This is a genomic window from Martelella radicis (assembly GCF_014196625.1).
Taxonomy (GTDB): domain Bacteria; phylum Pseudomonadota; class Alphaproteobacteria; order Rhizobiales; family Rhizobiaceae; genus Martelella; species Martelella radicis.
In genome coordinates this window covers 492,992-506,444 of sequence record NZ_JACIDZ010000001.1, presented here as the reverse complement: position 1 = coordinate 506,444, position 13,453 = coordinate 492,992, and the positions used below count along the sequence as shown (strand labels likewise).

Genomic DNA, 13,453 nt, shown 5'->3' with positions numbered 1-13,453 from the left:
TTATTACGGGACGAGGTTTTGACATGTTGGATCTGACAGGGCGCAAGGCGCTCGTGACGGGAGCAAGCGGCGGCATCGGCGAGGCGATCGCCCGCCAGCTCCACGGACAGGGGGCAATTGTCGCCCTTCACGGCACGCGGGCGGAAAAGCTCGAGGCTCTGGCCGCCGATCTTGGCGAGCGGGCGCATGTGTTCCCCGCCGACCTTTCGGACCGCGACGCGGTCAAGGCGCTCGGCGAAAAGGCCGAGGCCGATCTCGGCGGCATCGACATTCTGGTCAACAATGCCGGCATCACCAAGGACGGGCTGTTCGTGCGCATGAGCGATGCCGACTGGGAAAGCGTGCTTGAGGTCAACCTGACGGCCGCCTTCGTCCTGACGCGGGCGATCATGCATCCGATGATGCGCCGCCGCTTCGGCCGGGTGATCAACATCACCTCGATCGTCGGCGTCACCGGCAATCCGGGCCAGGCCAATTACTGCGCCGCCAAGGCCGGCATGATCGGTTTCTCGAAGTCGCTGGCGCAGGAAGTCGCGCCGCGCAACGTCACGGTCAACTGTGTTGCACCGGGCTTCATCGAGACGGCGATGACCGACAAGCTGAACGACAAGCAGAAGGAAGGGATTCTTTCCGCTGTGCCGATGAAGCGCATGGGCAGCGGTGATGACATTGCCTCTGCCGTCACCTATCTTGCCTCCAACGAGGCGAGCTATGTCACCGGCCAGACCTTGCACGTCAATGGCGGTATGGTGATGGTCTGACTGAGGGCCGTTTTCGACGGGCGCGGGAAGTTGAATTGCCTGCGCTTGCCGCAAAGCGGCGCTTTTTAGGCTTTGCGCCGTGAACAAAGCATGGTAAGCGGGCCGGGACTGCCAAGAACAGTCCAGCGGATGATATCCGGTCCAGTGGGCCGGTATTTTTCCAATGTGGGCGTTGGTTCACGTGTTTGCCGCCGCATCTTCCGGTTCAGCCGGGGATCAGACGGCGTTAACTTCAAGGAATGCCGATACGCATTCCATCGAACTTGAGACAGGTCGAGGATACCGACATGAGCGATATCGCAGAACGCGTTAAGAAAATTGTAGTTGACCACCTGGGCGTTGATGCCGACAAGGTTGTTGAAAGCGCCAGCTTCATCGACGATCTGGGCGCAGATTCGCTCGACACCGTCGAGCTTGTCATGGCCTTCGAAGAAGAGTTCGGTGTCGAGATCCCCGACGATGCGGCCGACTCCATCCTCACGGTGGGCGACGCGATCAAGTTTATCGAGAAGGCCCAGGCCTGATCGAACGATAAATAGCAGGCGGTTTTCTGGGCATTGCCCGAATACCGCCTTGATCGGCCCGGTCAAACGGGCCATTTTTTTATCCGGAACCGGGTCTGCCTTTCGGCGGCGCATCTTGTCGCGCCGGGCGACCGGTCTTCAGGACAATGAGCCGCTTGACTGGGCAGGCGGCAGCCGGGCTTCGACATCAAGCAGGGCGCGATACAAAATTCAAGAAGGGGCGATCCACCAATGAGGCGTGTAGTAATCACCGGTTTGGGTATGGTAACGCCGCTTGGATGCGGAACCGAAATCATCTGGTCCCGTCTGCTGGAAGGCAGGAACGGAGCATCCAAGGTTACCGCTTTCGAGACGGAAGATCTTGCAGCCAAGATTGCCTGCTCTATTCCCGTCGGAGACGGCAGCGACGGCACCTTCAACGCCGACGAATGGCTTGAACCGAAGGAGCAGCGCAAGGTAGACCCCTTCATCGTCTATGCCATGGCCGCGGCCGATATGGCGCTCAACGATGCCGACTGGCATCCCAAGAGCGACGAGGAACAGATTTCGACCGGCGTGCTGATCGGTTCCGGCATTGGCGGCCTCGATGGCATCGTAGAAGCCGGTTACACTCTTCGTGATCGCGGTCCGCGTCGTGTCTCTCCCTTCTTCATTCCCGGCCGCCTGATCAATCTGGCTTCCGGCCAGGTTTCGATCCGCCATAAGCTGCGCGGCCCCAATCATTCCGTCGTCACCGCCTGCTCGACCGGGGCGCATGCCATCGGCGATGCCAGCCGGCTGATCGGTTTCGGCGATGCCGATGTGATGGTCGCCGGTGGCGCGGAATCGCCAATCTGCCGGCTTTCTCTGGCCGGTTTCGCTGCCTGCAAGGCGCTTTCGACCGATTTCAACGACGATCCGCAACGCGCCTCGCGGCCCTATGATGTCGACCGTGACGGTTTCGTCATGGGCGAGGGCGCCGGGGTCGTGGTTCTTGAAGAGCTCGAACACGCCAAGGCTCGCGGCGCTACGATCTACGCGGAAGTTGTCGGCTACGGGCTCAGCGGCGACGCGTTCCACATCACCGCTCCAAGCGAAGACGGCGAGGGCGCTTTCCGCTGCATGACTTCGGCGTTGAAACGCGCCGGCATCACGCCCGGCGAAATCGACTATATTAACGCCCACGGCACATCGACCATGGCCGATACGATCGAACTCGGCGCGGTCGAACGGCTTCTCGGCGATGATGCCGGCAAGGTCTCCATGTCATCGACCAAATCGGCGACCGGGCATCTTCTGGGCGCCGCCGGCGCAATCGAGGCGATCTTCTCGACGCTGGCGATTCGCGACAATGTCGCTCCGCCGACGCTCAATCTCGACAATCCGGAACGCGAGACGGCGATCGACCTCGTGCCCAAGGTCGCGCGTAAGCGCAATATCGATGTTGCTCTCTCGAATTCGTTCGGATTCGGCGGCACCAATGCCTCTCTGGTTCTGCGCCGCTATAACGGCTGAGCCGGTCCCACCTTTGTGGATGAGAAAAAGAAACGGCTGACATTTTGAGGCCGTTTTTTTATCTAGGTTCAATGGCTTCGGCTTTGGATTCGATTGTTCGCCGCCACGGCTCAAGACACCGACCCACGGTGCTGGCCGCATGGATCAAGTGCATTGCCGGGCATGGCGGCCAGACTTTATGAAAAGAGGTACCGGTGCGCGGTTCTGATCAGGATAACGGACGCGAAAACGGTGAGGGTGGCGGCGATGAGCGCAGGCCGACCGTCCCGAAGTCGGCCAAGGAGGCCTTGCGGCCCGAACGCGTTCCTCAGCCGGTCCAGCGTTCGAAAAAGGCCAAGAGTCAGTTCGTCATCTTTCTGAATTTCGTGATGACGTTGCTGGTTCTCGGCGCCGTTGCCATTGGCGGCGTCTATTACTATGCGAAATCGAGCTATAACGAGCCCGGGCCGCTGACAGTCAATTCGGAATTCACCGTGCGTGCCGGCGCGGGGCTTGCGACGATCGCGCGGGATCTTGAACGCAACGGCATCATCAGTGATTCGCGTATCTTCCGCTATGTGACCGCCGCCCATATGCGTGACGGCGAGACGCTGAAGGCTGGCGACTACGAGATCAAGGCCGGCTCCTCGATGGCTGACGTCGCCGCGCTGCTGGAGTCCGGAAAGTCCATTCTCTACAGCATCTCGTTTCCTGAAGGCTTCACGGTGCAGGAGATCTTCGACCGTCTGGCCGCCGATCCGAACCTGAGCGGGGATCTGCCGGACGAGTTGCCGCCGGAAGGCAGTCTCATGCCCGAGACCTACCGGTTCTCGCGCGGCACGGACCGCGTCGAGATCATTGACCAGATGCGCGAGGGGCAACAGCGGCTTGTCGATGAAATCTGGCTGAAGCGTGATCAGGGACTGCCGATCGAGAACAAGGACGAATTTGTCACATTGGCCTCGATCGTCGAGAAGGAAACCGGCATCGCCTCCGAGCGGCCGCAGGTCGCCGCCGTGTTCCTGAACAGGCTTGATCGCGGCATGCGGCTGCAGTCGGATCCGACGGTGATCTATGGAATCTTCGGCGGCGAGGGCAAACCTTCCGATCGACCGATCTACCGGTCGGACCTCGACAAGGAAACGCCCTACAACACATACAGGATCAGCGGCCTGCCGCCGGGGCCGATCGCCAATCCCGGAAGGGCCGCGCTGGAGGCTGTCGCCAACCCGGCACGCACCGACGACCTTTATTTCGTCGCTGATGGCAGCGGCGGCCATGCCTTCGCGAAAACGCTGGACGAACACAATGCCAATGTGCGCCGCTGGCGCCGGCTCGAGGCGGAGCTGGGGGGCAACTGACCGCGAGGCTGGCAGGTGTTTCTTAGCGTTTGGGACAAAATGCTGTAGTTTGCGCCGCAACCGCCAGCACCGGCCGCAGTCTGACAGTGGCCAAGAGGGGAAAACATGAAGCCGCAATCAATGACGGGCTTTGCACGGAGTGACGGACACTGGCAGCGCTATCGCTGGTCGTGGGAACTCAGGTCGGTCAATGGAAAGGGCCTCGACTTCAGGCTGAGATTGCCGCAGGGCAGCGACCATCTGGAAAGCGAAGTCCGCAAGCGGCTTTCCGGCCGGCTTTCGCGCGGCAATGTCCAGGTGGCGCTTTCGATAACGCTTTCTGAAAGCAAGCTGGAGCTGGTCGTCAACGAAGCCGCGCTTCAGGCCATACTCGACCTCAAAGCCAGGCTTGGCGATCGTGTCGATGACGGGAAGCTGACCTTCGAGGGATTGCTCGGCATGCGCGGCATCGCCGATTTCCGAGAGGCGGAGGAAAGCGAAGAAACGATCGAGACCCGCGACCGGATGATTCTGGCGGATCTCGATCTCGCCCTCGACCGGTTGTGCGCCATGCGCGCAGACGAGGGCGACAAGATCGTTGCGGTGCTCGGCCGCCAGATCGACAGGATCGAAACGCTGACCGCGACGATTGCGGCCGACCCCACTCGCGAGCCGGCAGCGATCGCCGCAAGGCTTGCCGAGCAGGTCTCCAGGCTTGTCGAGGCCTCGCCTGCGCTGGACGATTCGCGGCTTTACGCCGAAGCCGTTCTCCTTGCCACCAAGGCCGACCTGCAGGAAGAAATCGACCGGTTGAATGCCCATGTCGAGGCCGCGCGCGCGCTCATCGCGCAAGGCGGGCCATGCGGGCGACGGCTTGATTTTCTGGCGCAGGAATTCAATCGCGAGACCAACACGATCTGCTCTAAATCGAACGCCGTAGCGGTCACTGCGGCGGGCCTCGAACTGAAGACGGTCATCGATCAGTTTCGCGAGCAGATACAGAATCTGGAGTAAGCCCCATGACAGGAAACGAGACCGTCACCCGACGCGGTATCATGCTGGTGCTGGCCGCCCCTTCGGGCGCTGGAAAGTCAACGATTGCCCGGAGGCTGCTCGCCGAGGATCCGATGATCGACCTGTCGATCAGTGCGACGACCCGCATGCGCCGGAAGAGCGAGGAAGAGGGTGTGCACTACTTCTTTCTCGAAAAGGAAGAATTCATCTCCCGTCGCGATCAGGGCGCCTTTCTCGAATGGGCCGAGGTGCATGGCAATTACTATGCGACGCCGCGCGCAGCGGTCGAGCGTTCGCTTGCGGCCGGCCGTGACGTTCTTTTCGACATCGACGTTCAGGGCGCCGAACAGCTCAAGCAGGCTCTGCCGCGCGACGTCGTCGGCATCTTCGTGTTGCCGCCGTCAATGAAGGCGCTGAAGGAGCGTCTGATGGCGCGCGCCGAAGACAGCAAGGCGGCCATGGAGGTGCGTCTTAAAAACGCGACCGGCGAGATTTCGCGCTGGCGCGATTACGAATATGTCGTCGTCAATGACGATCTTGAGGATGCATATGATCTGGTGCGCTCCATCCTCAGGGCCGAGCGCGCAAAACGCGAATATGAAAGCGTCATCCCGCACCATGTCGACGCGCTTCTGTCGGAATAGGCTCCTGACGACCCGGTGGCTTCGACGGATCCGCTCAGTACCTTAAAGCGCGTCCGCGAGCGTGCAGAATTCCGCGACGCTCAGCGTTTCGGCCCGGCGCGTCGGGTCGATGCCCGCCTTTTGCAGCAGGCTTTCTCCGCCCAGGGGCTTGAGGCTCTGGCGCAGCATCTTGCGGCGCTGGCCGAAGGCAGCCTGAGTGAGCCTTTCAAGGGAAGCGGCCTCGACTGCGATCGGCTTATCGCGCGGCGTCAGGTGGACCACGCTGGAGGTCACTTTCGGCGGCGGCGTGAAGGCCTGCGGCGGCACGTCGAAGGCGATCTGCGCCGCTGTCCGCCAGCCGGCCAGGACGCCCAACCTGCCGTAGTGGCTGTCGCCGGGAGCGGCGACAATGCGTTGCGCAACCTCTTTCTGGAACATCAGTGTCAGCGATTGCCAGTAGGGCGGCCAGGTTTCGGGCAGAAGCCAGTTCACCAGTAGTTGCGTGCCGATATTGTAGGGCAGATTGGCGATGATGCGGACGGGTTTGCCGCCGGCTATTGCCGCAAAATCCGTCTTTAGCGCGTCGCCCTCTATGATCTCGAGCCGGCCCGGATAATGCGCGGTAATCTCCTCCAGGGCCGGCAGACAACGCTGGTCGCGTTCAATCACGGTCAGCTTTTCGGCGCCGAGCGACAGGATGGCGCGGGTCAGGCCGCCCGGTCCCGGGCCCACTTCGATAACATGCGCGCCCGCAAGATCGCCGGCCGTGCGCGCGATCTTCTGCGTGAGGTTCAGGTCAAGCAGGAAGTTCTGGCCAAGCGCCTTCCTGGCGTTCAGCTCATGGGCGGCCAGAACCTCCCGTAGCGGCGGCAGATCGTCGATCTGGCTCATGCCAGGCCCCCGGGTCCGTCGGCTAGCCGTGCCGCAAGTTTCAACGCTTCTTCAAGGCTTGTCGGATCCGCAACGCCGCGTTCGGCGATGTCGAAAGCCGTGCCGTGGTCGGGCGAGGTCCTGACGAAAGGCAGGCCGAGCGTCACATTGACGCCTTCCTCAAAGCCGAGTGTCTTCACCGGAATAAGCGCCTGGTCGTGATACATGCAGATCGCCGCATCGTAGCGCGCGCGGGCGCTCGCATGGAACATGGTGTCGGCGGGCAGGGGGCCGGCAACGTCAATGCCTTCGGCGCGCAAGAGATCGAGAGCCGGCCGAACCGTCTCCTCGTCCTCGCGGCCGATCGTACCTTGTTCGCCCGCATGCGGATTGAGGCCCGCCACGGCAAGCCGGGGCGCCTTGATGCCGAAGCGCTGCGACAGGTCGCGCGCCGTGACCCGGATCGTCTCGATGATCAGCGCCTGATCGAGTTCACCTGGAACGCTGGCCAGCGGGATGTGAATGGTAACCGGAACCACGCGCAGGGCCGGGCAGGCCAGCATCATCACCGGGCGATACTCGGTTCCGGTTTCTCGACGGGCGAGTTCGGCCAGGAATTCCGTATGTCCGGGAAACCGGAAGCCGGAACTGTAAAGCACCGATTTCGCGATCGGGTTGGTGACGAGTGCAGCCGTCTTGCCGCGCATGGTGAGTTTCACGCCGGTTTCGATCGCCGCGATCGTACCGGTTGCGGTGGCCGTATCGGGTTTTCCGGGCGCAACGGGCGTGGCCGCATCGATGGCGAAAACCGGAAGCGCGTCACCGAATGCATCGACAGCGGCCTCCGGCGCGGAAACCGCGACCGGCACTTCCAGGCCGAGCATGGCGGCGCGCGCCTTTAATATGCGGGGGTCGCCGAGATAGACAAAGGGAGGAAGGCCAGCCTCGCGACGGCGTGACCAGGCCTTGAGCGCGATCTCCGGCCCGATGCCGGCGGGGTCTCCCTGGGAAAGAGCTAGCGGCAGGTCAGTGGTCATGCCGGGCGATCAGGACTTGCCCGGGGTGACGATCTGGGCCTTGCTCTTCAGTTCCTCCATATATCGCTCACTCTCGCTGTCCCGATCTTCCTCGGCCGAGTTCTCTTGCTCGCTGAGGACAAGACGCGCGGCATAGTCGTCAGAGGTGGTCTTGCGCTCGCAGATCGCGAGGAATTCCGCGCCATAGGGCGTCGTCTGGACCGATGTGGTATCGCCCTTGGCCTTTGATACCGCATCTTTCCACTCACCGGGCAATTGCGGCTCGAGAAAGCGACCGTAGTCGAGGACGGTCACATCGTTCATCGTCGCGGCAAAGGAGATTGCCTGATCGCATCCCGGGAATTTGGAACGGGCGGATTCGGCCTCGCGCTTGCGTTTGGCGAGAAGCGAGCCGCGCTCCTTTTCCGGTACGACGAAGACGATGCGCTTCAGGAGGTATTCGGTGGTTTCCGGCTTCTTGCCTTCCTTCTCCGCTGCCTCAAGCTGCGCGATGAACTGGTCTTCCGGCAAGAGCGAGTTGCCGCCATAGCGCGCGCGCAGAAGCTGCCCCCAACTCATCGAGACGGCGATGTAGAACTTGAAATGATCGACGCCGACGCCGGCCTGATTGAGAATATTGCTCATCTGGGAAACGGACATGCCGTTGCTGTTGGCGAAATTCGCGAATGCCTCGTCGACTTCCGGCTGCGTGACCGACATGCTGCGCAGCGCGATCTCGGATTGCTTCAGCGCCTGATCGATCATCGCCTCGCGGGCCTTTTCGTTGAGATTACCGCTCGTGCCCATCAGGCGGAGAAGGTTTCGCCGTTTCTGGATATCGTCATTGGTGATCGGAACATTGTTGACGATGACGGCGATATCGACGGTTTTGGCGAAGGCGGGCGCAGGCGCAACGCCCACTATGCTTGCCGTGGCGATCATGGCGGCGGCAAAGGCGGTCACTGAGAATCTTGCGGCAGTCATGTTCTTTCCTTTCAACAACCTCGCGCACCGGCAGGCTGGCGCTCGGCATCCGATACGGCCCTCAGGCAGGGCGGGAGCGTATCAGATGATACGCCCTGCGCCGGCTGCCGCCCCTCCCAAGGCGTGGAGCCATAAGGTGTCTGTTTCGTTCGCGGACATGTAATACAACGGTTCCATGCCCATCTCTCGATGGCAATGTTTTGTCCATTTTAGGGGCAAAAGCAAGGCATTGATCGGATCGGGAATGCCGTTCCGGTCAATTGAAGGAGTCGCTGCCGATCACAATGTCGCCAAGTGTGCGGAAGGTGAGCCGGGCGCCGATCGTCCAGTCAACCGCTTCACGATTGTCGTTGTCCCAGTCTTGCTGATAGGTAATCGAAAAGATCGTGCAGATGTCTTCATATGTCAGGCCGACCCAGCGGTTGGTCAGGACATTGTTGGCGAGGTCGTAGGTCAGCGAGCCGGACACGCCCCAATTGTCGTTGAGGCGGATCGTGCTGGTCGACTTGATCTCACTGTTGCGCACATTGTAGGCGTAGCCGGGCTGGGCTAGGATGTTGGTGTAGTCGAGGGCCGTGTTGAACCAGCGAGAATTGTAACCGACGCCGAAGTCGGTGCGCTGCAAGGTAAAGTCTTCTTCGTCGAAACGAGCACCGCCGGTGAACGAAAGGCCGAAAGGGAAGGAGACGGATGCTGCGCCGACATAGTCGGAACGCGTCGTTTCGAGGCCGGAATCAATGCCGACGCCTGCAAGATCGGGCGAAGCGAACGAATTCTTTCCCGCGAGTTGGAAGGACTGTCCGAACAGGCCGTTGACCAGAATACCGGAATCATAGACGCCGCGATAACGAAAGCCGAGATTGGCGCGCGTCCCGCCTTCGACCCGGTCATAGCCGGAAAATTTGTCGCGATCGAAAAGCGTCAGGGCGTCGAACACGAAGCTTTGCGCGTCCTCGTTCGGCAGCCCGCCGGCATATTGTTCGTCGGGGCGCACATAGACCTGACCGATCGGCTCGAAGATGTGCGAGCTGAAGCTGTTGGTCATCAGGATCGGATATTTCATTTCCAGACCCGCCGTGACCATGGCGCGGGCGGCCGCATCCTGATCGACGAAATTGCCGACATAGGAATAGGCGCCGCCATTGATCTGGTTCGGGTCGTCGACGTTCAGCAGATAGCCATCGGCCCGGGCCGCGAGAAGCGGCGTCAGCTGAAGGCCGTCATCCGTTGTGAAGGTCCGTTTCCATTCGACTTCGCTGGTCAGACGAGTGCTGTTTCCCTTGAGGCCGAGAAAGCGGTCGTTGACGCTGGTCGGCACGACGTCATTCTTGTCGCGGACGATATTTGTCAGATTGTTGGTGACGGAAAGCTGACCGCCGAAGACGGGTTCCGGCACGATATAGTCATAGTCGACAACCGGCACGACAATCGCCTGCTTGCCTTCGGCGGCGTTTTGGCTGTCGGCGTCCTGGACGTCGAAATAATTGGCCTTGACCGAGAGCGAACTGCGCTTGCCCAAGCCTTCCAGATAGACCTGATTGTTGAAGATCTTGTCGTCATGGCCGTCGATTGAATAGGTCCGGGCGAAATTATTGTCGGTCTGCACCATCGCGTCCCAGCCGAATACCCAACGCGGATTGATCTGGAATTCGCCAGTGGAGGCGATCATGGCGCGGCCATCGACTTCTGCGTCACTGGTGCCGCCTGAAAACCGGTTGCTTCCCATCTGGTCGATCCCGGCAAAGCGCAGCGTGTGCTGGCCGTTGCGGTAGCGCTTGCGGTATTCTGCCTCCAGAAGAAAACCCTGCTCTGAATAGCCGGTTCCGGTAAATGTGACATCCGAACTCGGTGAGATCGGAATGTAATAGGGCAGGGAAAAGCCGACGCCGAGATTTTCCGCGATGCTCATCGACGGGAAGAGGAATCCGCGCTTGCGCTTGACGCTCGGATCCGGAACCGTGATCGAAGGCAGGATCGCGATCGTGTGACCAAGGAGCTGGAAGCGCGGGCTTTCGAGCCTGACGGTACGAGTCTCTCCGTTCTGGATCACGCGCTGTGCGCGAATCTGCCAGAAGGGCGGCTTTTCCGGGTTCTCGGCGCAGGGAACACAGGCGGTATAAACCCCGTTTTCCAGAACCATCTTGGTGCCGTCTATGCGTTCGGCCCTTTCGCCGGCGATCGCGATATTGTCCGGCGTGCGCACGCTGATGGCATCGAGGAAACCATTGGCGAAGTCATCGGTAACATCGAGCTTCTCTGCCCTCAGACGGTTGCCGTCGGGGTCGATCACTTCGATTCCGTCATAGGCCATCATCCGGCCGGCCTGCTGGTCATATTCAACCTTGTCGGCGACCATGCGATAGCCCGCATAGTAAATCTGAACGCCGCCGACAGCGGAGACCTTCTGCGTATCGTGATTGTAGATGAGTTCGTTGGCTGTCAGCAGCATCGGTCCCGAATCATCGTCGGGAACGGAAATGCCGTAGTCGTCCTGGATATTTGCCGGCGCCGCGGTCTGCGCGAGCAGGCTGACTGGCGTCAACGCGCTGGCAAGCACCAGAAGCCCGGCAAGGCGCAATCTACTCGTAACTCGCCGGGACACTAACCGTCCTCCTGATGCAGTAATATCGTCAGACCCAACGCCATCGCCACGACCACCGGAATCCAGGCCGAAAGAAGCGGCGACAAAACTCCGCTGCTGCCAAACGCCTTTACAAGAACACTTGTCACATAAAGCAGAAACCCGGACAGGATTCCACCCAAAATAACAGCCGGCGACTGCGCAAAGCGTGAAAATTTGAGGCAGACCGTGGCCGCTATCAGGGTCATAGCGACTAAAAGGAATGGTAAGGATAACAAATAGTTATATTGGGTCTCCAAAGCTTTGGTGGAAATCCCGAACTGACGCGCGAGGTCAATTTGTCTCGGCAGTGCGAAAATGCTGACAAGGTCGGGCTGAACGAGGTTCTGCTGCACGAATTGTTCGTCCAGATTGGTTTTCACCCGAACCTCGTCATGATGTGTGGATAATTCGCCAACCTCGGTTTCCGTTACGTCGTAAAGCGTCCACCAGCCATTCTCGAGTGCTGCCCTTTCGGCATCCTGCCGTTTGACGAGACCGCCCTGGTCATCGAAATAGATCACCACGGCCTGCAGAAGCTCCGTGCCGTTCTCGGCAATTCCGCGCCCGCCGATAATGGTGTCCTGGCCATCGGAGATCTGCCTCAGCCAGGGTACGGTGCGATCTTGGCCATGGCCGATCGCCTCGAGGCCGAGCGCCTTCTTCTGGGTGAAGGAGGCAAGCGGATTGAGGATGACGACGCTGGCCGCGCCCAGAAGCGCCGCGCCGATGACGAAGGGCAGAATGAACTGCCAGACGGAAATGCCGGCGGAACGGGTGACGACCAGCTCGTTGCGCCGGTTGAGCGCGATCAGCGCCACCATTGCGGAAAACAGCGCGATGAAGGGAATCGTCTGCTGGAGTATGTATGGTAGGCGGAGCAGGGTGATGAACATCGCATCGGTCGTGCCCTGACCGGCGTCTGACGAGATATTCCCGATCACCTCGGAGAAATCGATCAGATAGATAATCGAAATCACGCCAAAAAAGAACCAGCCGACGGTCACGACATAGCGCATGAAGAAATAACGGCCGAGGACGGAAAAGATCATGAAACCCCTCCGTCACTCGGGGTCTTGCGACCGATAAGACGGGCGGTCGCGGAATAGGCGCTTTCCAGCGTGCTCGCCCTTTTGCGCGCGCGGCGTGGCTTCAGCAGCAGGTAGAGGCCGATGGCGAAGAGAATGATGACGATGGCGTACGAGATCGGAACGAACAAGGCATCGCTTTCCGCGCGGTTGGTCGAAAACTGCGACATCAGCCTCAAAATCAAGGTCAGAACGAAGGCCGTCGCCATCGGCGGTATGCGGCGTTCCCTGTGAGAACGGGCATCGCCGACGATCACAATGGTGAAGATCGCGTAGATCAGCGGCAGCGACCAGTCGGTCAATCGGCGCGTCAACTCGGCGCGGTAGGCGCCCGGATTGCTCTGGTAGTCAGCGTCTTCCGGATCCGGATTGAGGAGGAACGGCAGCCCGCGATCGGTTGCCTTGCGCGACGCCTGGCTACGGTCGCTGGTCAGTTCCGACAGGTCGAAACTGTAGGAATCAAACTGCACGATGGAGACGTTTCCGGTTTCATCCTCGCGCTGCACCTGACCGTTGCGCATGATAAGCTGGCTGCCGCTCTCATCGACCGCGCCTTCGCGGGCATAATAAATGTAGGAGTTCTCCGGCTCGCGGTAATCCGCGACGAAAAGCCCGTTCAGCACCCGGCCGGAAAGACGCTCGGATATCTGGATGTAAAGCCCGTCCTCGATCTCGCGGAAAGTCTTTTCCTCGATCACGGTGGATAGCAGGTCGGCATAGACAGAGGCGATCAGCGTGCGGGCCTCGGCGCGGGATTTCGGCTCGATATAGTTGTCGAGAATGAAAGAGAAGGCGCACAGTACGACGGCGAAGGCCAGAATGGGGCGGTAGATGATCGAACGGTGCGCTCCCGCCGCATCGATCACGGCCAGCTCCGAATCATTGTTCATCGTCGTCAGCGTCTGGGCGGCGCCGAGCACAAGGCCGAAGGGGAGTACGGTCGGAATGACTGTGGGCAGGATGAGTGTCGCGAGTGTGAGGAAAGAGAGGATCGACTGGCCGCTGTCTGTCACCAGATTGATTCGCCCCAGAACCTGCGTTAGCCAAAGGATCGCCAGCACCGGCAGGAGGGTTGCCAGAAACATGCGGACCACACGGGCCAGAATGTAGCGTTCCAGTATCTTCATGCGCGCAATGCCG

Annotated in this window: 12 protein-coding genes; 6 read left to right on the top strand and 6 right to left on the bottom strand. The window is 60.5% G+C overall.

The window, feature by feature from the left end; genetic code table 11:
- The first annotated feature begins 23 nt into the window (after positions 1-23).
- From fabG to gmk, 6 genes are all read left to right on the top strand, one after another.
- Positions 24-761 (top strand): 3-oxoacyl-[acyl-carrier-protein] reductase, encoded by a 738-nt coding sequence (gene fabG, locus GGR30_RS02310; protein WP_183482012.1) that lies wholly within the window; start codon positions 24-26, stop codon positions 759-761.
- Between the two features lie 287 nt (positions 762-1,048).
- Positions 1,049-1,285, top strand: coding sequence for an acyl carrier protein (locus GGR30_RS02305; RefSeq protein WP_018062986.1), 237 nt, complete (start codon positions 1,049-1,051; stop codon positions 1,283-1,285).
- 231 nt (positions 1,286-1,516) lie between these two features.
- A complete protein-coding gene (gene fabF, locus GGR30_RS02300) occupies positions 1,517-2,779 on the top strand; it encodes a beta-ketoacyl-ACP synthase II (protein ID WP_183482009.1) in 1,263 nt (420 codons plus the stop codon).
- Positions 2,780-2,973: 194 nt separating this feature from the next.
- Positions 2,974-4,119, top strand: a complete 1,146-nt coding sequence (gene mltG, locus GGR30_RS02295) for an endolytic transglycosylase MltG (protein WP_183482006.1) — start codon at positions 2,974-2,976, stop codon at positions 4,117-4,119.
- A 105-nt stretch (positions 4,120-4,224) separates the two neighbouring features.
- Positions 4,225-5,112, top strand: coding sequence for a YicC/YloC family endoribonuclease (locus tag GGR30_RS02290; RefSeq protein ID WP_183482003.1), 888 nt, complete (start codon positions 4,225-4,227; stop codon positions 5,110-5,112).
- A gap of 5 nt (positions 5,113-5,117) precedes the next feature.
- Positions 5,118-5,756 (top strand): guanylate kinase, encoded by a 639-nt coding sequence (gene gmk, locus GGR30_RS02285; protein WP_183482000.1) that lies wholly within the window; start codon positions 5,118-5,120, stop codon positions 5,754-5,756.
- A gap of 42 nt (positions 5,757-5,798) precedes the next feature.
- Here the strand turns inward: gmk and rsmA are convergent, their stop codons facing one another.
- From rsmA to GGR30_RS02255, 6 genes are all read right to left on the bottom strand, one after another.
- Positions 5,799-6,626: a 16S rRNA (adenine(1518)-N(6)/adenine(1519)-N(6))-dimethyltransferase RsmA gene (rsmA, locus tag GGR30_RS02280; protein WP_183481997.1), complete on the bottom strand. Its 828-nt coding sequence runs from the start codon at positions 6,624-6,626 to the stop codon at positions 5,799-5,801.
- Positions 6,623-7,642, bottom strand: a complete 1,020-nt coding sequence (gene pdxA, locus GGR30_RS02275) for a 4-hydroxythreonine-4-phosphate dehydrogenase PdxA (RefSeq protein ID WP_183481994.1) — start codon at positions 7,640-7,642, stop codon at positions 6,623-6,625. The genes rsmA and pdxA overlap by 4 nt, the downstream gene beginning before the upstream one ends.
- A gap of 9 nt (positions 7,643-7,651) precedes the next feature.
- Entirely contained in the window at positions 7,652-8,605 is a 954-nt protein-coding gene (locus GGR30_RS02270; protein WP_183481991.1) for a peptidylprolyl isomerase, read from the bottom strand.
- A 256-nt stretch (positions 8,606-8,861) separates the two neighbouring features.
- Entirely contained in the window at positions 8,862-11,054 is a 2,193-nt protein-coding gene (locus GGR30_RS02265) for an LPS-assembly protein LptD (RefSeq protein ID WP_246413539.1), read from the bottom strand.
- A gap of 152 nt (positions 11,055-11,206) precedes the next feature.
- Positions 11,207-12,277, bottom strand: coding sequence for an LPS export ABC transporter permease LptG (gene lptG / locus GGR30_RS02260; RefSeq protein ID WP_183481985.1), 1,071 nt, complete (start codon positions 12,275-12,277; stop codon positions 11,207-11,209).
- The gene (locus GGR30_RS02255; protein WP_183482630.1) at positions 12,274-13,440 is read right to left on the bottom strand and encodes an LptF/LptG family permease; all 1,167 of its coding nucleotides are present in this window, start codon (positions 13,438-13,440) and stop codon (positions 12,274-12,276) included. Before GGR30_RS02255 ends, lptG begins: the two co-directional genes overlap by 4 nt.
- Positions 13,441-13,453 lie beyond the last annotated feature (13 nt).

Bases quoted from the DNA above. Each gene is read 5' to 3' on its own strand.
- gmk (WP_183482000.1), top strand. From the start codon at position 5,118: ATGACAGGAAACGAGACCGTCACCCGACGCGGTATCATGCTGGTGCTG.
- lptG (WP_183481985.1), bottom strand. From the start codon at position 12,277: ATGATCTTTTCCGTCCTCGGCCGTTATTTCTTCATGCGCTATGTCGTG.
- pdxA (WP_183481994.1), bottom strand. From the start codon at position 7,642: ATGACCACTGACCTGCCGCTAGCTCTTTCCCAGGGAGACCCCGCCGGC.
- GGR30_RS02265 (WP_246413539.1), bottom strand. From the start codon at position 11,054: ATGCTGCTGACAGCCAACGAACTCATCTACAATCACGATACGCAGAAG.
- fabG (WP_183482012.1), top strand. From the start codon at position 24: ATGTTGGATCTGACAGGGCGCAAGGCGCTCGTGACGGGAGCAAGCGGC.
- GGR30_RS02305 (WP_018062986.1), top strand. From the start codon at position 1,049: ATGAGCGATATCGCAGAACGCGTTAAGAAAATTGTAGTTGACCACCTG.
- GGR30_RS02255 (WP_183482630.1), bottom strand. From the start codon at position 13,440: ATGAAGATACTGGAACGCTACATTCTGGCCCGTGTGGTCCGCATGTTT.
- GGR30_RS02290 (WP_183482003.1), top strand. From the start codon at position 4,225: ATGAAGCCGCAATCAATGACGGGCTTTGCACGGAGTGACGGACACTGG.
- rsmA (WP_183481997.1), bottom strand. From the start codon at position 6,626: ATGAGCCAGATCGACGATCTGCCGCCGCTACGGGAGGTTCTGGCCGCC.
- GGR30_RS02270 (WP_183481991.1), bottom strand. From the start codon at position 8,605: ATGACTGCCGCAAGATTCTCAGTGACCGCCTTTGCCGCCGCCATGATC.
- fabF (WP_183482009.1), top strand. From the start codon at position 1,517: ATGAGGCGTGTAGTAATCACCGGTTTGGGTATGGTAACGCCGCTTGGA.